General features: G+C 55.9%; 19 protein-coding genes and 5 pseudogenes. 10 read left to right on the forward strand and 14 right to left on the reverse strand.

Annotation, left to right across the window (positions count from 1 at the left end; genetic code table 11):
* Positions 1-61: 61 nt before the first annotated feature.
* Entirely contained in the window at positions 62-547 is a 486-nt protein-coding gene (locus WH277_RS17935) for a methyl-accepting chemotaxis protein (protein ID WP_339506133.1), read from the forward strand.
* Positions 548-608: 61 nt separating this feature from the next.
* Here the strand turns inward: WH277_RS17935 and WH277_RS17940 are convergent.
* A pseudogene (locus tag WH277_RS17940) lies at positions 609-1,816 on the reverse strand (diguanylate phosphodiesterase).
* A gap of 217 nt (positions 1,817-2,033) precedes the next feature.
* Positions 2,034-3,135: pseudogene (locus tag WH277_RS17945) on the reverse strand (Gfo/Idh/MocA family protein).
* A 289-nt stretch (positions 3,136-3,424) separates the two neighbouring features.
* Between WH277_RS17945 and WH277_RS17950 the strand changes: the two are divergent.
* Entirely contained in the window at positions 3,425-4,303 is an 879-nt protein-coding gene (locus tag WH277_RS17950; RefSeq protein WP_339506135.1) for a BadF/BadG/BcrA/BcrD ATPase family protein, read from the forward strand.
* 7 nt (positions 4,304-4,310) lie between these two features.
* Positions 4,311-4,913: pseudogene (locus WH277_RS17955) on the forward strand (ROK family protein).
* 699 nt (positions 4,914-5,612) lie between these two features.
* Here the strand turns inward: WH277_RS17955 and WH277_RS17960 are convergent.
* Together WH277_RS17960 and WH277_RS17965 are read right to left on the reverse strand one after the other, a co-directional pair.
* Entirely contained in the window at positions 5,613-6,704 is a 1,092-nt protein-coding gene (locus tag WH277_RS17960; RefSeq protein WP_171148524.1) for an ABC transporter ATP-binding protein, read from the reverse strand.
* A gap of 12 nt (positions 6,705-6,716) precedes the next feature.
* A complete protein-coding gene (locus WH277_RS17965; protein WP_133846603.1) occupies positions 6,717-7,316 on the reverse strand; it encodes a GNAT family N-acetyltransferase in 600 nt (199 codons plus the stop codon).
* 469 nt (positions 7,317-7,785) lie between these two features.
* Between WH277_RS17965 and WH277_RS17970 the strand changes: the two are divergent.
* From WH277_RS17970 to WH277_RS17980, 3 genes and pseudogenes are all read left to right on the forward strand, one after another.
* Positions 7,786-9,045 (forward strand): annotated as a pseudogene (locus tag WH277_RS17970) (ABC transporter substrate-binding protein).
* Between the two features lie 58 nt (positions 9,046-9,103).
* Entirely contained in the window at positions 9,104-9,973 is an 870-nt protein-coding gene (locus WH277_RS17975; protein WP_133846545.1) for a carbohydrate ABC transporter permease, read from the forward strand.
* A 2-nt stretch (positions 9,974-9,975) separates the two neighbouring features.
* Complete coding sequence (locus tag WH277_RS17980) at positions 9,976-10,791, forward strand: carbohydrate ABC transporter permease (RefSeq protein ID WP_171148521.1); 816 nt, start codon at positions 9,976-9,978, stop codon at positions 10,789-10,791.
* Between the two features lie 22 nt (positions 10,792-10,813).
* Here WH277_RS17980 and WH277_RS17985 read toward each other — a convergent pair whose 3' ends face one another.
* The gene (locus WH277_RS17985) at positions 10,814-10,963 is read right to left on the reverse strand and encodes a hypothetical protein (protein WP_159338149.1); all 150 of its coding nucleotides are present in this window, start codon (positions 10,961-10,963) and stop codon (positions 10,814-10,816) included.
* Between the two features lie 246 nt (positions 10,964-11,209).
* Here WH277_RS17985 and WH277_RS17990 point away from each other — a divergent pair.
* Positions 11,210-11,747, forward strand: a pseudogene (locus WH277_RS17990) (cytochrome b/b6 domain-containing protein).
* A 31-nt stretch (positions 11,748-11,778) separates the two neighbouring features.
* On the opposite strand, the gene WH277_RS17995 reads toward WH277_RS17990, so the two are convergent.
* The 8 genes from WH277_RS17995 to WH277_RS18030 all read right to left on the reverse strand — a co-directional run bounded on the left by WH277_RS17995 (position 11,779) and on the right by WH277_RS18030 (position 17,549).
* Positions 11,779-12,234, reverse strand: a complete 456-nt coding sequence (locus WH277_RS17995; protein WP_339506141.1) for a flavin reductase family protein — start codon at positions 12,232-12,234, stop codon at positions 11,779-11,781.
* Positions 12,224-12,394 carry a hypothetical protein gene (locus WH277_RS18000; protein ID WP_339506143.1) on the reverse strand — a complete coding sequence of 57 codons (171 nt, stop codon included), beginning with the start codon at positions 12,392-12,394 and terminating at the stop codon, positions 12,224-12,226. The genes WH277_RS17995 and WH277_RS18000 overlap by 11 nt, the downstream gene beginning before the upstream one ends.
* A 1-nt stretch (position 12,395) precedes the next feature.
* Complete coding sequence (locus WH277_RS18005) at positions 12,396-12,605, reverse strand: hypothetical protein (RefSeq protein ID WP_339506145.1); 210 nt, start codon at positions 12,603-12,605, stop codon at positions 12,396-12,398.
* Entirely contained in the window at positions 12,539-13,783 is a 1,245-nt protein-coding gene (locus WH277_RS18010) for a M24 family metallopeptidase (RefSeq protein WP_339506147.1), read from the reverse strand. Before WH277_RS18010 ends, WH277_RS18005 begins: the two co-directional genes overlap by 67 nt.
* Positions 13,784-13,806: 23 nt before the next feature.
* The gene (locus tag WH277_RS18015; protein WP_339506149.1) at positions 13,807-14,631 is read right to left on the reverse strand and encodes an ABC transporter permease; all 825 of its coding nucleotides are present in this window, start codon (positions 14,629-14,631) and stop codon (positions 13,807-13,809) included.
* Positions 14,624-15,451 (reverse strand): ABC transporter permease, encoded by an 828-nt coding sequence (locus WH277_RS18020; protein ID WP_159338147.1) that lies wholly within the window; start codon positions 15,449-15,451, stop codon positions 14,624-14,626. The genes WH277_RS18015 and WH277_RS18020 overlap by 8 nt, the downstream gene beginning before the upstream one ends.
* Positions 15,452-15,546: 95 nt before the next feature.
* Positions 15,547-16,419 carry an ABC transporter substrate-binding protein gene (locus WH277_RS18025; protein WP_339506151.1) on the reverse strand — a complete coding sequence of 291 codons (873 nt, stop codon included), beginning with the start codon at positions 16,417-16,419 and terminating at the stop codon, positions 15,547-15,549.
* A gap of 14 nt (positions 16,420-16,433) precedes the next feature.
* Positions 16,434-17,549, reverse strand: coding sequence for an ABC transporter ATP-binding protein (locus WH277_RS18030; RefSeq protein WP_197931278.1), 1,116 nt, complete (start codon positions 17,547-17,549; stop codon positions 16,434-16,436).
* Between the two features lie 282 nt (positions 17,550-17,831).
* Here WH277_RS18030 and WH277_RS18035 point away from each other — a divergent pair, with 282 nt between their 5' ends.
* The 3 genes from WH277_RS18035 to WH277_RS18045 all read left to right on the forward strand — a co-directional run bounded on the left by WH277_RS18035 (position 17,832) and on the right by WH277_RS18045 (position 19,619).
* Positions 17,832-18,299: a hypothetical protein gene (locus WH277_RS18035; RefSeq protein ID WP_339506154.1), complete on the forward strand. Its 468-nt coding sequence runs from the start codon at positions 17,832-17,834 to the stop codon at positions 18,297-18,299.
* A 108-nt stretch (positions 18,300-18,407) separates the two neighbouring features.
* Positions 18,408-19,130, forward strand: coding sequence for a GntR family transcriptional regulator (locus WH277_RS18040; RefSeq protein WP_159338145.1), 723 nt, complete (start codon positions 18,408-18,410; stop codon positions 19,128-19,130).
* Positions 19,131-19,205: 75 nt separating this feature from the next.
* Positions 19,206-19,619 (forward strand): GFA family protein, encoded by a 414-nt coding sequence (locus tag WH277_RS18045; protein ID WP_339506406.1) that lies wholly within the window; start codon positions 19,206-19,208, stop codon positions 19,617-19,619.
* A 52-nt stretch (positions 19,620-19,671) separates the two neighbouring features.
* Here WH277_RS18045 and katG read toward each other — a convergent pair whose 3' ends face one another.
* Positions 19,672-21,834 carry a catalase/peroxidase HPI gene (katG, locus tag WH277_RS18050; protein WP_339506156.1) on the reverse strand — a complete coding sequence of 721 codons (2,163 nt, stop codon included), beginning with the start codon at positions 21,832-21,834 and terminating at the stop codon, positions 19,672-19,674.
* Positions 21,835-21,910: the final 76 nt, after the last annotated feature.

The following is a 21,910-nucleotide window of genomic DNA, read 5'->3' on the forward strand; positions in this document are numbered from 1 at the left end:
CTTGCCCAGACCACGGCGGAAATGGCCAATAAAGGCGGGAATTGTACCAGGTGACGAAACCATGCGGGCGATTACGGCCAGTTCGACAAAAATCAGTGATATCACGTCAGTCATTAACAGTATTGCGTTCCAGACCAACATTCTGGCACTGAATGCCGCAGTTGAAGCTGCGCGTGCCGGGGAGCAGGGGCGCGGTTTTGCTGTGGTGGCCAGTGAAGTCAGAAATCTGGCGCAGCGCAGCGCCGAGGCAGCGAAAGAAATTGGCGGGCTGATTGAGGCATCGGTCAGGCAGATCGATATGGGGGCCGGGCTGGTGGAGCAGGCAGGTGGCACCATGCGTGACATTGTCACTTCTGCGGAGAGCGTGACCGGCATTCTACAGGAGATTGCTCAGGCTTCGGACGAACAGAACCGGGGTATTTCGCAGGTGGGCGTGGCGATTAACGAGATGGATCTGGTTGAGCAGTCGTCATCAGCGGCAAATTCCCTGCGCGATCAGGCCGAGGGTCTGCTGCATTCCGTTTCGCGCTTTACCACCGCGGCATAAGGCGGTAACACTCTTAACCTAACCCCGGCACGGAAGAGAGCAGCGCCGGGGTTAGGCCGCATCAGGCTTTGTGCGGCCAGGCCACGGCAGGTATTCCATTAAGCAGCGGCCGGGCAAAAAGGTAACCCTGGAAATGGCGGATACCTGCGGCTTCCAGCCAACGCCACTCGGCAGCGGTTTCCACGCCTTCTGCCACCACGGTGATCTCCAGTGAGGCGCAGCAGTTCACGATAGCCTGAACAATTGCCTGCTTAGGGCCATTGGTATGAATCGCTTCGATCAGACAGCGGTCGATTTTCAGCTTTTCTGGCTGAAGGCGGGCCAGCAGTGATAACCCGGCAAATCCCGCACCAAAATCGTCAATCGCCAGGCTGATCCCGGCATGACGTAGCTGATGGATGGCTTTTTCAAACTCATCGAAACGGGAAATAAACTCATCTTCGGTCACTTCAACTACCACCTGTTCCGGCACCAGACCATTACGGGCGATTTGTTCCAGCAATATATTCACCGCATCAGGCAGCATCACCAGCGACATTGGTCGCAGGTTCACCGCGATTTGCGCGCTGCCAATATCCATTTGCCTGGCCAGCGCAAAGCGACATCTTTGGCATGGAGATCGGCTTCGTAGAGTTTATCGGCCGGAATGGTGGCGAAATAATCCGCGGGGGAGCCGCCGGAAGCACTGCGGATCAGGGCTTCCAGATAGCTTATTTTCCCTGTGGCCGGTTCAACAACAGGCTGTAGTGCAAACTGGCAGGCTGCCTGTTCAGATGCCACCGGCACGACCTGGACTGACGGTGCCCGGCATTGAAAATCCCACTGCGCGCTGTCATCAGGCAGGGCCAGATCGTTTTTACGCGGGCCTTTAACAAAGGTTCGGATGAATTTAAACACCCGATCACCGTAAGTGAGCAGGTATCTGGCGGTGCCCTGGTTCAGGACCTGCTCAATGATTGCCTCAGCGCTGGCATTGCGCATATCAATCACCGCCATGCCCAGCTTGCCGAAACGGCGATCCGGCGCATAATCACGCATCAGTTGCACAATCTGGGTGTGCCGGGAGTCAGCACAGACGCGGTGGAACACCTGATCAATCGACTCAGAAGGACCTTCCAGTATCTGAAAGAAATAGTCGCCGTCGAAAAGTAAAATTCCGGTGACATTGACCGTTTCATTAAAACGTTGCGCTTTAGCCGCAAGGCGTTCCAGAAAATGCGGACTGACGCTTTTGCACAGGCGACTACGATAAATAAGCGTCGTTAACATACATTCCGGACCTGATAGAGAGGTGAGCCATTTTGTCTTAGAAAACGAATCTATCGCAGACTTCGCCTCTGCCGCAAGCAAGCGTTGATACAGATGGACGTAAAAAAACCGGCCCGAAAGCCGGTTGAGGGAGCGTGCCAGTCTATCAAGTGATAACAGCCTGTCCGGCAAGGGGGGTAACACACCGGATCAGGAGAGGTGCAAACTCACCTCCAGATTACCCCTGGTGGGCATCGAATTTTTTCCAGGTTTCCGTTAAATCAATGACCTGACGTATTTTTCTCGCTTCATCAATCTTAATCGCAGTCAAACCGGCTTCCAGTGCATCTACCACGGAGACTTTCAGCGGCGTTCCCTGAGTGATGTGTTTGACGATCTCTTCCGCCATCAGTGCATCGGCACCGTAATGACCGTCGTACGCATTGCCACCGTAAGAGGTATCCACTTCTTTTTCGCCCGTACGCGCGTTGTGAACGCGGAAGTAGTTACGCACAAAGTCCCCTTCGGCCATACCGTCGGTGCCCATCACGCAGAAACGGCGGAACTCGTCAGGCACATTCAGATTGGCATGGAAGGACAGGGTGGCACCGTTGGCGTATTCAATGATCGCTGTCTGGTAGTCAACAATATCTGCGTCGCTGTCAAAGACAGCATCCGTGCTGGACCAGCCGCTCGGTTTCTCGTGATAAATCTCGGATGCTGCGGTGATCGCGCCCTGCGGGGCATGTTGGGGAGTGAACGACTTACGGCCGCCAAAGCTGGCCACCCGCACCGGGCGTTCAGCCATCAAACCCTGATAGAGGTCGATATCATGGCAGCATTTTTCCAGAATGTAGGGACCGGCATACTTCTCAGCGGCGCCAGTCACGCTGGAAGAAGGCACCGTGGTAAGGCTTGATGTGCTCGGTGGGCGGCCAGCAGATCGTGGTAGAGCGGGGAGTAACGCAGTACCAGCCGACCAGAATACGGTCCTTGTCGTACTGGCGCACCAGCTTCGCCATCTCCATCGTCTGTTCTTCGTTAATCACTACCGGCTTTTCAGTGAACACGCGGTAACCCGCCGCCAGCGCCTGGCGGATATGTTCCAAATGCATAAAGTTAGGGGAACCCACCAGAATCAGATCGAGTTCGCCCGCTTGCAATAACGCCTCGATGGAATCAAAGGCCGTACCGTGTGCAATACCGAAACTGGCCAGATTAGGCAGACCCGCCGGGGCGGGATCGAAATAGCCGGCAATTTCAAACGATGGGTCGGCTTTGCTGAACTCGTGAACCACATGGGACAGGCGAAAACCCAGACCGATAATGCCTACTTTCATGTTAAAACCCCTGACGGAAATGCATGAGCGTGAGGTGAAGGCCAGTTAACCGTATGCAGACAGGTTCGCTGGAGATTATCTGACCACCAACTTATTACGGCAAGAAAACTAATGTCAACACACGCACTGAGACATTTCACCAGGTTATGAGTTAATGCATTGTTATAAAACATTTTTAATCAAGGTGATTTTCGTCATATTTATTTGTTATTGCGATTTAAGTTTTTTTCACCTATCGTTCGGTCAATAATGAAACAACGATTCACAGCGATTAACGTGGGAGCAGCCCGTGCATTCTGACTATCTCCTTGGTATTGACGGCGGTGGCACACATTGCCGTGCAAGGCTGACCGATAAACAGGGCGTTCTACTGGCCGAAGTGACGGGGGGAGCGGCCAATGTCTGGTCAGACTTCGCACAGGCCATCGACAGCGTTGAGCAGTTGATCGCCCGGGCGATGGCCACGGCGGGCCTTCCGCCTGATGCATTGAAGAAAACCGCGCTGGTGGCGGGTCTGGCAGGGGCCAATGTCGCTTCCGTTGCTGCGCAGCTGGCAGACTGGCAGCCCGCCTGTGCCTCTTTGCAGGTGCTGAGTGATGTTGAGATCGCCTGTGCAGGCGCTCACGCAGGCAGCGCGGGTGCGGTGTTGATTGTCGGCACCGGCAGTCAGGGTGCCGCCTGGGACGGTGAACGCTTTACGCTGCTGGGCGGTTGGGGGTTTGCACTTTCCGATCAGGGTTCGGGAGCCGAACTGGGCCGTCGGGCGTTGCGGCAGGCGCTGCTGGCTCATGAAGATCTCATTGTCAAAACCGACTTTACCCAGACCGTGATGGCGCGTTTTCAGCACAGCGCGGAAACCATGCTGTTGTGGACACGTACGGCAACGCCGGGCGACTGGGCACGTGTGGTGCCTGAGGTGTTTAGCGCTGCCGCAGCGCAAGATCCTCATGCGGTAAAATTAATCCGGCAGACTGCCGAGGATATTGCGATGATAGTCCGCCGCCTGCGCCTGCTGAGCAGCGGTCATATTGCACTGATGGGCGGGCTTGCTGCGCCGATCGAACGCTGGCTGGATGATAATATCCGGGCGCTGCTGGTACCGCCGCAACAGGATGCACTGGCAGGCGCATTGCTGCTGGCCCACTATCACGCTTCATTTGCTGAATAAGGGAACGATGACAGCGCCAAATGTAACCGCGCGCATTCTGCGCCTGATTGTTGAAAATGCCCCGATCAGCCAGTCCGACCTGAGGCTGAGCATGTCGACGGTCTCACAGGCCACTAACCGGCTACTGGCTCAGGAAATTATTCAGGAGCTGGGGCTGCGGCGGGTGTCGATGGGACGGCCGAAAACGCTGCTGGGACTGAATCCTGAACGCGCCAGCGTGGTCGGTATTCAGCTTGTGCCATCGGGCTGGCGCTGTCCGGGCTGGTCGACGCGGAGCAGGGCATCTGTATCCGCTCTAATGTGCTGGACTGGGATAACGTGCCAATTGCGCAGCTGCTTTCCGAGCGTTTCTCGTTGCCGGTGTTTATCGAGAATGATGCGAATGTATCTGGCGATGGAGCCGCAGATGGCCTCACGCATCCTGCTCGACCATATTACCCTCAACTTCCAGGCTTACCGCCTGAAGCTGACGCCGCAAACCACGCCCCTGCAATTTTTGACTGAATCCAGCCGTATGTGGGCGCTGGGGGCGGCCGGTTTTGCGATCAATAAGCTGTTGGATTTGCTGGCGGCGCAGGCGAATGATGAGGCAGAGAATCCCGTTAGTTAGTGCTGACGTTGTCAGGGGCAAGGTCTTAAGGTCCAGGTCAAAGGCGTTTCGCTTTCCCGCTGCGCGGGCGAAGCGACAAGGGGCGGCCAGTCGCCGCCGCCCCTTGCCCCCGGGCTTGCGGCAGGCGCTGCGCCCGCTTTCAGCGGGTGCCTTCGCAAGCGTTACTCACCGACGGACCGCTCGTGACGGCACCTCCCTGTGCCGACACGAGCTTTCACCGCCGTCCTGGCGGTTCATCCTGGTTCACATCGCTTCCTCAGCGCAGCTTAATTGCCGCCTCAACATCAAAACAAAAATCTAAGAAATTAAAACACCAACAAAAACCAAAATGACCAAAAGACCAGAAAGGCCTTTTGTCTTTGTCTATATCTTTGATTTATATTTTTATTTTGACCTTTTGAGCGGCAATTAAGCCTCGCCGAAGGAGGGGGGATTTCCAGGACGAGCCAACAGGACGTTGGCGAGCGGGCGTGCCGGGACAGGGATGTCCCGTCACAACCAGTCCGGCAGGAAAACCAACCGACTGAGGGAACCCACGAAGTGGGCGATGCGCCTGCCGCAAGTCCGGGTCCCCAGGGCGGCGGCGACTGGCCGCCCTGGGTCGCTCAGCCCAAGCAGTGGGAAAGCGAAACGCCTTTGACCTGGCCCTTAACCTGCCGTTGACCTGGCCTTTCGGGTCGCCCCCTACGTTAGGCCACTTCAGCGCACTCGCTGCCCCTGCTCATCGAACACCAGACAATGCGTTGGCGGGATCACCCATTCCACCCGTGTACCGATCTCCCGCTGATGCACTTCGCGCTCCTCCACCACCAGCATCTGCTCATCCCCGGTATTCAGATAGAGATAGTTAGTGTGCCCCAGCAGCTCACAGTAGGTCAGCTCCGCACTGAACTGCGAGGGGCTGGCGCTGTCTTTCACCGGCTGGAAGTGCTCAGGGCGAATACCCAGACGCATTTTCTGCCCTTCGTGGCAGGGGGTATCCAGCGCCAGCGTCAGATTATCAATGCCCAGCGACGGCAGACGCAGTTGCACCTGGCCTTCGCGGGTCGCAACCACCTGGGCATCAATGAAGTTCATTTTTGGCGAACCGATAAACCCGGCGACGAACAGATTGTCCGGGTTGTGATAGAGATCCAGCGGCGTACCCACCTGTTCAATGCGCCCCTGACGCAGCACCACAATGCGATCTGCCAGCGTCATCGCTTCCAGCTGATCGTGGGTCACGTAAATCATCGTATTCCCGAGGGAGGCATGCAGGCGGGCAATCTCAATACGCATTTGAAGGCGCAGTTCCGCATCCAGATTCGACAGAGGTTCATCGAACAGGAAAATACGCGGTTGGCGAATAATGGCACGCCCGATGGCCACACGCTGACGCTGGCCGCCTGAAAGGGCACGTGGATGCCGATCCAGCAGTTCGGTCAGATGCAGTTTTGCCGCGGTTTCGGCAATGGCGCTGGCGATCTCGGCTTTAGGCCGTTTGGCCACCTCAAGTGGATAGGCCAGATTGCCACGCACTGTCATATTCGGGTACAGCGCATAGGACTGAAAGACCATCGCCACACCACGTTCGGTCGCGTGACGCTGGGTCATATCCTCTTCATCAATCAGCAACTGACCACCGCTGATCTCCTCCAGCCCGGCAATCATTCTCAGCAACGTGGACTTACCGCAGCCAGAGGGGCCGACAAACACCACAAACTCACCGCTGTTAATCGTCAGGTCGATACCTTTGATGACACTGATGTGATCGTAAGACTTTTGAACGTTCTGCAATCGCAAACTGGTCATGAACTGCCTCACTCAAAGTAACTGGCCCATATAAATGGCATTGCTGCGCAGCAGAGGCTGGAAGCCCAGGCGCTGATAGAACGCGCACACCTGTTCATTTTGCAGGCTGACGCCAAGATGCACACCACCGACACCCGCTGCACGCAGGGCATTCAGCTGATGTTCAATCAGTTTGCGTCCCCAGCCCCCTTTCTGCTGCGCAGGTAACAGATTGATATGGAGATGGGCAGGATAGAGCGTGACCAGTTCCCCGGCGGCAGCATCAGGATGGCGAATACTGTTGAGCACGTTGGCATCCAGCGCAGCCTCAGGCTCACGGTGGCGATATTTTTCCTGTAATTCAGGCCACCACACCTTGTTTAGCATGGCTTCAAAGGCACGCGTATCAGGGGTGGCAACCACATAGCCCATCACCTCACCGTCCACATCCAGCACGAACGCGAAGTCGGGCGCAAAGCGCGCATAGGGAACAGCAAAACGTTGCCCGGGGTACTCCGGGTCGGAATAGAGCGCACTGGCATCAACCCCCGCATTCGCCGTTTGCAGGCAAATTTGGTAGAGCGCCGGATAGTCGTCCGGGGTGGCTGCACGGATCACAGGGTCATTATTCATCATCAATTCTCGTTGGTCAGCAGATGAGCAATTTCAACGTTAATGAATGCCGACTTAGTTTTCAAGATGAAATAATTGCGTGACATCACAAAGCAGACGTAATAGTGCATCATTCTGCTCACCGATAACCACGGTCATCCGCCGGGTACGCCTTTAGCGCTGCGGCCTGCGCCTTTCTGGTGTAGTGGAACCCGCAACGCGACCGGAAAATATATGATTTTCGTATGGTAAAACAGGAGGTTAGTTTTCCCCAATTTTTATCAGCTTAAGATGCTGGCAACAGGGAGATAAGCGGAGTGAATCACAGGCTATCGACCGCGTCTGCGCGATGGCATGCTGAATCGGTGCACAATATGTTGCTTTTATGCACGCGCTCACAGTGAAAGTAAGTATGAGGGGGTGCATAAATAATCGTAGCTTCAATCTGCGGGATTGGCAGATGTCGACATGAAAGGATGCCCATTCAGTGATGGAGAAACCGAGCACTATGTCTAGTTCATCCGTTCGTTCGTCCCAGTTTCGTACTTCAGTGCGCCTGCTCTCACGTTTGATAGCGGCCGGCGCGCTGGTCGGGTGTATGGCGCAAAGCGCCCATGCCGTCACGCTTAATGAATGGGATATCTATAACTATCCTCAGCAGACCGCCGCAGTAGATGAAGGGATAAAAGAGCTGGCGCTACCGCTGGCGATGGCCGCAGATTGCCCAGGTAATCAGGGCGGCGGCGATATGGGGTCATTGGTGAAAGACAAGCTGCTGGTGCCGCTGGACGGTTATGCCAGCATCTATGGCTGGACCAAACGCTTCCCGGATTCCATCCTGAAACGTAACCGCTGGTCCACACGCAGGACTTCGGCAGCGGTAAGCTGTATGGCGTGGCAAGCCTGGGGGAGATGGTCGGGCTGTATTACAACAAAGCGCTGCTGGATAAAGCCGGCATTGCCGTGCCGAAAACGCTTCCGAACTGGAAAGCGCAATGGCAAACTGAAAGAGCAGGGCGTGGCCCCGATGATGCTGGGCTGCTGATGGCAATATGGGCAGCAGATGCCAGGCCAGATCGACAGTAAGGATCGTAAAAAGCTGGATGACCTTATCTATGATGTTGGCGGCACCTTTAAAGATGACAAGCTGAGCCGGGCGGCAACGATGATGAAGGACTGGAACGAGAAAGGGTACTTCTTCCCGGGCTTCCAGGGCATCGGTAACGATGATGCCGCAACACTGTTCCAGAACGGGCAGTCGGCCTTCCTGATCAGCGGGACCTGGTATCTCGGCCAGTTTAAAGATAATAAAGATCTCCACTTTGCCGCGATGCCTGCAGGCGAGGGCGTACAGCATGCGCTGATGGTCGGGGGCACCGATTTAGCGTTCTCCGTGACCAGCACGGCGAAGGATAAAGCGCAGCAGGATGCCTCGGCGAAATTTATCGATTATATGGTGTCAGATGCCATGGCCGACCGCTGGTTAAAAGCCGGTTTCCTGCCGGCCAGCTCCAGTAAGAATGCCCAGGTTCCTGCGGATAACGTGCTGCTGAAAGAAGCCTGGCAGGTGTGGTTAACCCTGAATGAGAATGACGGCCTGGGCCATTATGTGGACTGGGCGACGCCGACCATGAACGCGGAGCTGAATCAGAATGTTCAGCTGCTGCTGGGAGGGCGTCAGACGGTCGATAAGATGGTGACCAATTTCGATAATAACTATCAACGCTACCTCAAAAGCATGAAACATTAAGCCGCATTGCCCGGCAATCCTGCCGGGCAGTCAGACGTTCTGGCCTGTGAGTCCGTTTATGTTGAATCTAAGCCCCTGGCGTAATTTTCTTTATCTTCTTCCTGCGGTGCTGGTGTATGGCGTCTTTTTGCTGCTGCCACTGTTGGCATCGCTGGGTATCAGCTTTACCGAATGGGACGGTACCTCGTCCCCGGTATTTGCCGGTATCAGTAACTATATGCGGATGTTCAGCGATCCGGTGTTCTGGATTGCGCTGGGGAACAACGCCCTGCTGATGCTGTTTTATACGCTGCTGCCTATCGGCATTGGGCTGCTGCTGTGCAGTTTCCTGAATGATATGCGCAGCAATACAGAACGCAGTCTGCTGCGCATCCTGTTCTTCCTGCCGTACATTATGCCGATGGCGGTACTGGGCGTTGTATGGCGCTGGCTGTATAACCCGGCCTTTGGCCCCATCGATCAGCTGTTGCGCGCCATCGGCCTGCCACATCTGGCGCTCTCCTGGCTGGGCGATTTTACCTGGGCGCTGCCCGCCGTTGGTATGGTCGCGACCTGGTATTTCTTCGGCTTTTGTCTGGTGCTGTTTATGGCGGGCCTGCAACGTATGGATCCGTCACTGTTGGAAGCGGCCGATCTTGATGGCTCGTCAAGACGACAAAAATTTATGCGCATCACGCTGCCGGGGTTAAGACCTGAGGTGCGTATCGCACTGCTGCTGACGGTGATCGCCAGCCTGAAAACGTTCGACCTCGTGTATGTGATGACGCAGGGCGGCCCCGGCACCTCGACCATGGTCACCAATATCTTTATGTATAAGCAGGGCTTCGACCTGCACTATTTCGGCTATGCCTCTTCGGTTGCGGTCTTCAGTATGGTGATCGTCTTGCTGATTAACTGGCTGATTCATCTGGCGTTAAAGGAGCGTTAATCATGCACAAAACGCCGGTAAGTTCCCGTGCGCTGATCTGGGTGGTGGCGCTGCTCACCGTGCTGCCGTTTATGCTGGCGCTGCTGACTTCATTTAAAACGCAGATGGAGCTGTTTCAGGGTGTGTTTACGCTGCCTGGCTCTTTCAATGTGAAAAATTACATCACGGCCTGGCAGCAGGGGCATTTTAATGTCTATTTCCTGAACTCTGTGCTGGTGGTGATCCCGGTGGTGGTGTGCAGTATTTTTCTCGGCATTCTGGCGGGGTTTGGGTTCGCCTGGTTGAAGATCCCCGGTAAGAAAATGATTGCCGCGATGTTTGCCCTCGGCATGGTGCTACCGAGCGAGGCGTTTATCATTCCGCTTTACCATGAGTTGCGCTGGATGGGGCTGACCAATACCTATCTGGCGTTGATCATTCCGCAGATCGCGCTGTCGCTGCCGTTTACCACGCTGATGATTGCCAGTGCGTTTCAGCAGGTGCCGAAAGAGCTGGTGGAAGCGGCGGTGATGGACGGCGCATCACGGGTGAAAATTCTCTGGGGGTTGCTGGTGCCCGCCATCGGGCAGACGCTATCAACGCTGGCGCTGCTGCTGTTTATCTGGACGTGGAATGAGTTTTTGATGCCGCTGATTCTGGTGAATAAAGATGAGCTGCGCACGCTACCCATCGGCATGATGTTATTCCAGAACCGCAACACCATTGATATTCCGGTGCTGATGGCCGGCGCGATGATCGTTATCCTGCCGTTGATGGCGGTGTTTTTAATCTTCCAGCGCAAGTTTATCAGCGGCGTGACCGAGGGCGCGGTGAAATAGGGGGCTGATATCCCCCATCCTGTTAACGACCTTTTTCTTTTCTGACTAATGCCGGGTAACTGTATTCCGCCGCGTTCCCGGTGCGGATGTCTAAGACCGTGTAACGGGCATCCGGGAAACGGCCTGCTTTGCCGGTTACCAGCAGGGCGCGGCCGCGCTGATCGTTAAACATCTTTCCCGCAGGGAACCTGGGGGCGTCCGGGGTTTTTACAGGGGCAGTCAGAGCGGCATGTCATGATGGTGCCTCGCGATGGCAGAGGGATAACAGGAATAGGTCCGGGTGATATTGTGCCACAGCGGCGGCCAAAACGTCGTGGTGGAACGAGGTTTTTTGGCGCCTATCGGTAAATTTTGCCTGTGGTTAAAACGTGTTAGCCGGATATACTGCGCGCAAACTTATTCAATGACTCTGCGGGTAATGCAAAAAAAATACACTTTCCCTTTGATTGCGCTGCACTGGCTGACGGTGTTTCTGCTGCTTCTGGCTTATGGTTCCATTTTGATCAGCGACTATGCACAGCCGGGAACCTGGCACGGTTATGCTATTGCAGTGACCCACGTGACCGCCGGGGCAACAGTGCTGATTACCATGATCATGCGTTTGATGATCCGTCTGCGCAAACGATCGCCCGCGATTATTCCCGCGCCGAAACGCTGGCATACCGCGCTGAGCCATTTAACCCATACCTGCATTTACGCACTGTTTATTTCCCTGCCCGCGCTGGCACTGACCTCCCATTACTTCTGGGGCGGGGAGTGGAGCCTGTACGGACTGCCGATGCCCGTGGCCGCCGTGCCCGATACTGAACTGTCGGAAACGTGATCCACTGGCACCCGTACTGGCGCCCCTCGGCTACTGGCTGATTGGTTTACATGCGCTGGCGGCACTGGTGCATCACTATATTTTTCGTGATAACACCCTGATCAGGATGATGCCATCACGGCAAAAAGGCTGACCGGGTGGCCCGGCCGCCAGAAGACCTGAGCTTATTCCACGGCAGGTTTCACCGCGACATCCCGCTGCGCCCACTCCTCGCTGCTCAGGGTTTTGATATCGAACTGGTCGCGCGTGCGGGTATAGGTGTGCCCGCCCATGCGGCCAACGGCATCCATCAACTGCTGGTCGATGTGCAGGTTTTCCAGGTTAACCGCATCGCTGCGGACATAAACGCCCAACACTTCACCGAGGATAATCTCGCGCGCCGGGCCCACCTGTAAAGTGGTATGGCGACGGCACTCCAGCGCGGCCGGGGCGGCCAGAATCCGCGGACTGCGCACCATTTTACCGGGTGTAGTTTCCAGCCCGGCTAACGCTAGTTCGTCCACCTCAGGACCGAATTTAATCGCGCAGATCTCCATCTGTTCAACCAGTGCATCATCCACGATATGCACTGTAAATTCCCCGGTTTCACGGATATTACGCGCCGTATCTTTAAAACGCATATCCGCATAGTTTTCCACGCCGATGGCGACAACCGTCCTTGCTCAGGGTGGTGACCAGCGCGATGGGACGCGGGATGACCGTCCCGATGAGCAGCTTATAGCGATCGCGTTCGCCCAACTGGGCAAAGTCAAACCAGGTATGTCCCGGCATATTTTTCATTTCAGACTCCGGCAGTTATGCGGTGAGTGTCCAGCGGGGTATGGCGGCTGAGATTTTCAAACCCCTCTTTCGTGACAACGTAACAATCCCCGATGTTGCAGCCCGCTGACAGCGGCTCCAGCCACTGTGTGTGCATCACAAAAATCATGCCTTCTTCCAGACGATCGTAGTTATGAGAGGAGATGTTGAAACTGTTCTGACCGCCCGCCATGCCGACCGAATGGCCCAGGTTTGGGTTATGCGACCCTGGGCTTCATAATCGGCATCAGGCACATACTGCTGTGGGATCAGACGCGCTGTTCCGTCGGGCATCGGTGACCAGTTATAGGGCATGGTGCGCGCCTCCGGGGAGGTCAGCAGCCCGGCATCAATCATCGGTGCAAACGCCGCGTTGTTTATATCGCGCATCAGCGCCCCCGGTTTAATCAGTTTTTCGGCCAGCTTCACGCCAGCGGTACAGGCGGCCAGCACCCGCTCCTGACGTTCAGTTATCTCACCCACCGCAATCATCCGCGCGGTCTGAGCGGTATAGCCGCGCCAGGTCACGTTGGAAATGTACAGATTGATCAGATCGCCCGGCCGCACAACGTGACCATAAGGTTTGCCGCAGTGGGTGCCGAACTCGTTAATGCCGATCTGATAGCCATCACCCGTTTCACCGCCGAACGCCAGCTGCGCACAGCTGAAGGCCGCATAGATTTCATGATCGGTGACGCCCGGTTTCGTTACATGGTAGGCCGCCTGGGTGCCAATGCTGATGAGCTGTGCGGCTGCGCGGAACATCTCAACTTCACGCGGCGAGCGGACCTTCTGCAAACGCTCAAGGATGGCACTATCCTCAACATATTTCGCGGCGGGTGTCAGCGATGCCAGCGCCGCCCAGAACGTTAACGAGGTCCGATCACCGATTTTACCGATCTGCGCTTTTGACAGCCCGAAACGGGCCAGCACCTCAGCACATTTTTCTGCCGTTTTGACCACCGAATCGCCGGGGCGGTCGGCATATTCGCGGCCAATCGGGCCAATTTGCCAGATTTCATCAACCAGAAGCGGCTCACCACCGGGGGGAAGCAATACCGACTGCGTGAAAAAGGAGAGCAGTACCAGCGGTTTGTCACTGTCGGTCGGGACGATCAGCACGCCTTCACGCATCCAGTCACAGAGATAGCGCAGCCAGGGGTTAGAGGCATGGAACCAGCCAACGCTCCCGGCATGGACGATAATCGCATCATGTCCCGCTTCCACCGCCTGACGACGCACTTTACGCAGACGTTCTTCGAACTCTTCTAACGGTAACGGCAGCGGCGCTGAAAATTCAAAATCCGGCTGGAAATCGGCCAGCAGCGCGCCAATGCGATAGCCAGCGGCCTGAGTCGCACGAGTATTCATAGTCTTTCCTTGTCGTCAAAAAATCAGGGTTGCTGTGGTCGCGGTGCCAGCACGCGCCGGGCGACCAGCAGACCAAGCAGGGTGATCGCGATTAAAATCCCGGAGATGGCCGCAACACGAACGTCGAGCGACTCCTCGATCAGTGCGAACATACGCAGCGGCAAGACGGTGGTGCGGGCATCGGCAAGGAACAGCGAAACCGAGACATTATCCAGAGACTGAATAAACACCAGAAACGCCCCTGCCATAATGCCCGGCATCAGCAGCGGTAAGGTGACGCGGCGCAGCGTCATAAACCAGCTGGCCCCCATCGTGGCCGAGGCTTCCGCCAGCGAAGGGTTCATCCCCTGCGCCACCACCGACACGGCGCGATACATCAGGGGGCCAAACACCACCACATGGCCAAGAATGGTCAGCCACAATGACGGCGGGAAGCCGATAAAATTGGCAACAATCAGCGCAGCCAGCCCGTAGACCAGACTTGGCAGCACCAGCGGTGCCAGCAGCAACGGTTCTATGGTGCTGACATTTCTGCGCTTCATCCGCGTCATACCGATGGTGGCAGGCACGGCGAAGATCAGCGCACCCAGTACGGCCAGGGCGGCGATTTTTAACGAGTTTCCGGCGGCAACGTGCTCCGTGGCTGACCGGACCGGATCTAACAAGGCCTCGTACCAGCGCAGAGAGAAACCCTGCGGCGGGTATTTCAGGGTCTGCCCGGAGGTGAATGACATCATCAGTGCAATCACTATCGGGGCCACCAGATAGATCACGCAAAGCGAGCCAAATCCGTAGACAAAGAGCTTATACATCAGGCCGGGAACAGGGTTTTCGCGTCGATTAAGCATGACCGTTCAGTCTCCGGTGGCGTGAAATCATCGTGAGTGCGACCAGCAGGCACCCGGTGGACACCAGGAGCACCACAGCAATAGCGGAAGCCAGCGGCCAGTCGAACAGCGTACCCACTTCGCGGTAAATCAGCTGAGGGACATACACATTACGCGCGCCGCCAATCACCGCCTGGGTAACAAATGAACTGCTGGTGCTGGCAAACACCAGTATCCAGCCTGCCAGCAGGCCGGGCAGCATCAACGGCAGCAGCACGGTGACCAAAATTCGCCATGCGCCCGCCCCGGACACCTGAGCCGCTTCGGTCAGTTGATAAGGTGTGCGTGAGAGAATGGCGATCAGCGGCAGAATGATCAGCGGGAGATCAATCTGGCACATCGCCATCACCAGTCCGGTTTCGGTGAACATCAGGCTGGTCGGCATTCCCGTTATCCCCATGGCCATCAGCGCCTCGCTGATCGGCCCCTGGCGGCCAAGGATGACAATCCAGGCAAAGGTGCGTACCACGTTACTGGTCAGCATCGGAATCAGCGTCAGGAAGATCAGCACCTGACGTAAGTGACGCCCGCTGTGCCAGTAAAGCAGGGCAATCGGCACGCCCAGCAGTGTCGTTCCTATGACCGTTTCAATCCCCAGCCTGGCGGTGTTCATCAGCACACGGAAGTTAAAGCTATCACCAAAGAAACGCGCGTAATGGCTTAACGTGACACCGTCACCGGACGTGAAGCTGAAACCAACCAGAACCGCCAGCGGTGTGGCAAAAAAAACCAGTGAAAGCAATAACATGGGGACAACATAAGGAAAGCCGCTCTGTTTCATCACATCACCTTAACCGGCAACCAGGGAATCAAACTGGCGTATCCAGTTATCACGGTTTTTGTTAATCGCAGCCCAGTCCGGGTAGACCAACGATTTCAGCTGCTCACGCGTGACATAGGCAGCTCCATATAGGCATAGGCCGCATCGAGATTTTTACTGCCTTTTGTGAGATGAATATTCACCGGGGCGGCCGGTGAGCCACTCTCCGGGTGTACGAACTCCGCGTTTAACCCCAGGCTTTTCAGTCGCGCCACATTCCCGGTACTGCACATAAACACGGCAATTTCACCCTGCTGGAACAGCGTCATCTGATGGTTGGTACTGTCAACGATGCTGGTGAGCTGCTCCGGGTGTTCCTTAAACAGTTTAAAGACCGCGGCCATGTCATCCGGGCCTGTCCCGTAAATTTTTGCCAGCTCGGTATACGCCATTACGGCGGTGTTCGAGGCAAATCCGGTCCAGGACACCAGGCCTTTGTATGCCGGATTCTCGAACAGGTCGCGGTAGCCTTTGGGGCGCGGCACCAGGTCGGGATTGTAGGCAATGCCATTGACCTCAACGGTGACCGTCGGTCCATATTCGCCCTGGAATGCCGGATCAAGCAGGTTCCAGTTTTTCAGGCGTGACGGATCAATTTTCTGGATCAGATCCTTTTCAATAGCGACTGTCATCTGTCCAGGCGACATCAACAGCGTGTCGTAAGGCGGGTTTCCGGGGCTGGCCAGCACTTTTGCCAGCTGGTCCTGGGCCATCGCAGGGGACACCGTCAGGTCATAACCCTCTTTTTTCAATATCGGCGTCAGGATAGTGCGATACGCATCTTCCCAGTTCCCCGGGAACGTCGCGGCGACGGCGGTTCCACTGCCTGCGGCGGCAAGCGCACGCAGTGAAAACGGCAGCATGGCGGAAGCGGCGACACCCGCCATTAACTGACCAAACCGACGACGACTGATTTCTACATTTTTCATAGTGTTCACCTGGGTTATTGATTCATGGGAAGCGGTTCAGCCGGGAAGGCGTGACAGCGGGCAGTGTCAATCTCAGCAAAAAGTTGGGATCCGGGTTGGGGGATAAACGTTGACGGCCCGCGTACCTCTGACGCTTTCAGACGGGTACCGTCTTCCAGTGCCAGGTCATGCAGCAGCGTTGGCCCGAGCGGCACCGATACTGTCATGCGTACGGGCTGGGTGTTTTCCCCTGGCTGCAAACAAAGCCGCACCTCTTCAGGACGGAAAGTCAGCGTCACTTTTGAACCGGTAGTGAAGTTCAGACGGCGCGGCAGGCGCACGGTGCTCTGGTCGGGCAGGCCGATCAATGTGGTGTCGTTATCGAAACGCAGCACGGTCCCTTGCAGCTGATTGGTCTGACCGATAAACGTATTCACGAACAGCGTTTTCGGCTGGTCATAGACCGCCATTGGCGTATCGATCTGTTCGACGTTCCCTTTGTTCATCAGGACCAGACGGCTGGCGAGACTCTGCGCTTCTTCCTGGTCGTGAGTGACAATCAGCGTGGTAATGCCCAGGGTTTTTTGCAGGTGCAGCAACTCAACCTGCAGATCGAAACGCAGTGCCCGATCCAGCGCGCCGAAAGGCTCATCAAGCAGCAGCAGTGAAGGGCGGCCAGCAATGGCGCGGGCCACGGCAACACGCTGCTGCTGGCCACCGGATAGCTCACGCGGCAGGCGATGACCAAACTCGTTCAGTCTCACGAGGGAGAGCATCTCCGCCACGCGTTGCTTACGTTCCGCGCGGGATATCTGCTGACAGGCCAGCGGATAGGCAATGTTCTCTGCCACGGTGAGATGGGGGAACAACGCATAGTTCTGGAATACCATGCCGATGCCGCGAGCCCTGGCTGACACGTTCGCGAGCTCCTGGTCCCCCAGAACAATTTTGCCTGTCTTTGGCTGGATCAGTCCGGCGATGGCTCGCAGCACGGTGGATTTACCGCATCCGCTTGGCCCGAGCAGCGCCACAATTTCACCCGGTTCAATGGTAAATGACACATCACTCACCGCGTTGTTGCCACCGTAACTGTGGGTCAGTCCCTGCACGCTCAGGCGCTTACGTTCAAGGGTATGTTGCTTATCTTGCATAGGGCTTCCCTGGTGATGAGTCGCTGTCATAAGACGAATGGGTTGATGACAAGGAAACTGCAAGCCGTATGCCAGATTGTTGGGGGAAGGGGCGGAAAACCAAATAACGCATTGAAATAAAACAATTATTAATTTAAATCAAAGTTTCGCAACTCTGTGCGAATTAAATTACACCTTATAATTCGAAAGAAAATTCCTTACGTGAAATGACGATTGTGGTGCAGAAAGGGCATTATTTTGGTGCAAATAATCACCAGGAGCGCGCAGAAACAGACACCCTGGGTGCGTCAGACCCATATTAAAGATGCGTACATTGGACGCGCTCCGGGGGGACTGGATTTTCAGCCGCGCCCATGTGGCAGCGGCGTGGTGGATTTTGCTGCTATTCTGTCGATTCTGGCACAGGTCAACCCACAGCTGAATCTGTCGCTGGAAATCGCCCAATCGACCGACGATAATCGACGCCGTCCTCATCCGCGTCAGTGTATTCAGATTGACGATCCGCTCTGGCGCGCCGGGCATCCCGACCTGACGGCCAGCGAGCTGGAGGCGTATTTTGCCACCATTGATGCCTGTGCTCAGCGCGTTGCCGCTGGCGAGGTTGAAGACTGGGAAAGTTATGAACGTAGCCGCTACGGTTACCCAAGCTACGAGCATCAATCTTACGGGTTTAATGAAGCGATTCGTTTTATTCAGCAATCGGCAGCACATATCCGGGCCACCTGTCGCGCTCAGGGTATCGTGTTATAACCCGGTTACGTATCAATATCATTATCACGATATAGAAGGCAGTCACCGTTGTGTTGCGGTAACGTACTCAGCATGCGGTCAGGGTTCAGACAGAGGATGAACAAGCTAATGAAAAAAACGCGTGCCAGGGCGACACCGGTTGCTAGCGCCGACAGTCATGATGACGTATCCGAGCGGATTCGCGTCACGCTGGCGGCGGCAATTGGTGAAGGGGCGCTGAAGCCCGGCAGTAAAATTCTTGAGGAAGCTATCGCCGAACATTTCGGCGTGAGCCGGACGGTGGTGCGGGGCGCGCTGGGCGTGCTGGAAAGCGATCATCTGCTGGAGCGCAAAAGAAATCGCGGCACTTTTGTTGCCGAACCGAGCGTTGAGCAGGCCAGGCACTTGTTTGAAGCCCGGCGTCAGTTGGAGGGTATCCTGCTGGCGTTCGTGGTGGATCGGGCCACCCCAGAGCAGCTGGATAGCCTGGAAAAGCTGGCAGATGAAGAAGAACAGATCCATCATCATGGCGACGAGAAATCGAAAACAGTGTTGTCCGGCAAGTTCCATATCGTTCTGGCAGAGCTGGCCGGTAATCCCGTGCTGACCGAGATGCTGACGAAGATTGTTGCGCGGCTGTCGCTGGTGATGTCGCTGTATGAGGAGGATCGCAAAGATGATTGCGGTGCTGACCATCATCGCCAGATTGTCGCGGCGCTCAAAGCGAAAGATTTAGGTAAGGCCCGGGCGTTGATGGACCACCATCTTGCCGATATTGAGGGGCGGGTGCGGCTGACGGAAGGCCATGGTGACCGGCATTCCTTTATGTCGATGTTGGAAAATTTTTCCTGAGCCGACATCACAGTATTGTCACCAGGAGCGCAGATAATGTTAGCTGGCTCCTCAACTGATAACGGGATTATGACGATGACGGAGAACATTTCTGCTCAGTGCCACTGCGGCGCAGTGGCCTTTAACGTGACACTTATTGATGGCCTGAATAGCGCGCGGCGCTGCAACTGCACTTTTTGCCGGATGCGGGGCGCCGTGGTGGTGTTTGCGTCAGCAATCGATGTGATAAAGGGCAAAGAAGCGCTGACGGAGTATCGGTTTAACAGCCGGGAAGTGGCACACTATTTCTGTTCTGTCTGCGGCATCTATACCTTCCATCAGAGCCGCTCGAATCCTCATCAGTACGGGGTCAATGCGGCCTGCCTCGAAGGCGTATCGCCGTTTGATTTTACCGCTTTGAATGTCACTGACGGAGTAAATCATACGAAGGATGGCGGTGCAGGCGGGGTGGCGGGAGTATTATCGTACGTCCCCAGCGAGAGGAAATAACGCAGGCGTTGAGAAAAAGGGTAAGCGGCATGGATCCGCTTACCCGCAGGAATTACTGAACGTCGAAACGATCGAGATTCATGACTTTCGTCCAGGCAGCGACGAAATCGAGCACAAACTGATGCTGGTAACTGTCGCTGGCATACACTTCCGCCAGTGAACGCAGTATTGCGTTGGAACCAAACACCAGGTCTGCACGTGTTGCGGTGTATTTCAGCTGACCAGTGGTACGATCATGCCCTTCATAGTGTTCTTTAGCGTCATCACTTGCGCGCCAGACGGTGCCCATATCTAACAGATTGACAAAGAAATCATTGCTGAGCACACCCACCCGGTCGGTAAACACACCGTGCGGGGTGTTATCGACGTTCGCCCCGATAACACGCAGCCCACCGATTAACACCGTCAACTCAGGTGCGGTCAGCGTAAGTTGCTGCGCTTTGTCGATCAGCATATTTTCTGTCGATGCACTGCTTCTGCCACTTTTGTAGTTACGGAAACCGTCAGCAACCGGTTCAAGTACCGCAAAGGAAGCCACATCCGTTTGCTCAATGCGCGCATCCACCCGGCCAGGTAAGAAGGGCACATCAATCAGGACGCCCGCAGCTGCGGCCGCTTTTTCAACGCCCACGGTACCTGCCAGAACAATCGTGTCGGCGAGAGAGAGCTTCCCTGACTGCTGTTGAATCGCCTCAAGCTGAGGTAGCACACGACTGGCGATACGGTTAACTTCCCAGTGACGTTGCGGCTCAAGGGCCAGACGCGCACCGTTGGCACCACCGCGTTTATCGCCACCGCGGAAGGTGGAAGCAGAGGCCCACGCCACTGATACCAGCTCACTCACCGAAAGAGAGGAGTCCGCAATCCGCTTTTTCACCGCGGCAATATCCGCAGGCACCGGGTGATGCACCGCAGCAGGCAACGGATCCTGCCAGATAAAATCTTCCGCCGGGATTTCAGGCCCCAGATAGATACTTTTCGGCCCCAGATCGCGGTGGGTCAGTTTGAACCAGGCGCGGGCGAAGGCGTCATTGAACGCATTGTGATCGTTCAGGAAACGACGTGAGATTTTCTCAAACTCAGGGTCAAAACGTAACGTCAGGTCGGTTACCAGCATCGTCGGTTTACGTTTTTTCGTTGCATCAAACGGATCGGGGATCAGGTCTTCCGCATCTTTAGCTTCAAACTGGATCGCGCCCGCCGGGCTGCGGGTCTGCACCCACTCATATTTGAACAGGTTCTCGAAAAAGTAATGGCTCCAGTGCATTGGCGTCTGGCTCCAGATCACTTCCAGACCTGAGGTGATGCTGTCCGCGCCGATGCCCGAACCGTGAGTACTGACCCAGCCAAGTCCCTGCTGCTCAAGCGATGCCGCTTCAGGTTCAGCGCCAACGTGGGTCGCTTCGCCCGCGCCGTGGGTTTTGCCCAGCGTATGGCCACCGGCAATCAGGGCAACGATCTCTTCGTCATCCATCGCCATATTGCCGAAGGTTGCCCTGATGGCCGCCGCTGCCGAGGCCGGGTCGCCGCTGGCGTTCGGGCCTTCAGGGTTAACGTAAATCAGCCCCATTTCAGTGGCAGACAGAGGATTGCTGGCGAGACTTTCCGGGTGACGGTGCGTCAGCCATTCTTTTTCATCGCCCCAGTTCACGTCCAGATCGGGTTCCCAGACATCCTGGCGGCCCGCCGCAAAGCCAATCGTCTGGAAACCGGAGTTTTCCAATGCCACATTCCCCGCCAGAATAATCAGGTCAGCCCAGGAGATCTGTTGACCGTATTTTTGCTTCACCGGCCACAGCAGACGTCGTGCTTTATCCAGACTGACGTTATCCGGCCAGGAGTTGAGCGGGGCGAAACGCTGCTGACCGCGCCCGGCACCGCCACGACCATCCACCATGCGGTAGGTGCCAGCACTGTGCCAGGCCATACGAATAAACAGCCCGGCATAATTACCCCAGTCAGCGGGCCACCACGGCTGAGAATCGGTCAGTAATGCTTTGAGATCGGCTTTAAGGGCAGGGTAATCAAGCTTCTTGAATTCTTCAACGCCGAGGGGATTGGAACGGTTGGAATGCTGGCTCAGAAGATCGACTCTTAGCTGTTTTGGCCACCAGTCATTGCTACTGGTGCCACTGCCTGCAATGGGTTTGGCGGCTCCCGCGTGGAAAGGACACTGCGCGGCTGAAGCATTTGGGTTTTCCGACGATTGGCTCATTTCTCTATCCACCTTTTTATTGTGTGGTTTTAAAATAGTGCATTCTGAGCTTGCGGTACATCTGGATAACCCTATT

Source organism: Erwinia sp. MYb416, assembly GCF_037479575.1.
Taxonomy (GTDB): Bacteria; Pseudomonadota; Gammaproteobacteria; order Enterobacterales; family Enterobacteriaceae; genus Erwinia; species Erwinia rhapontici.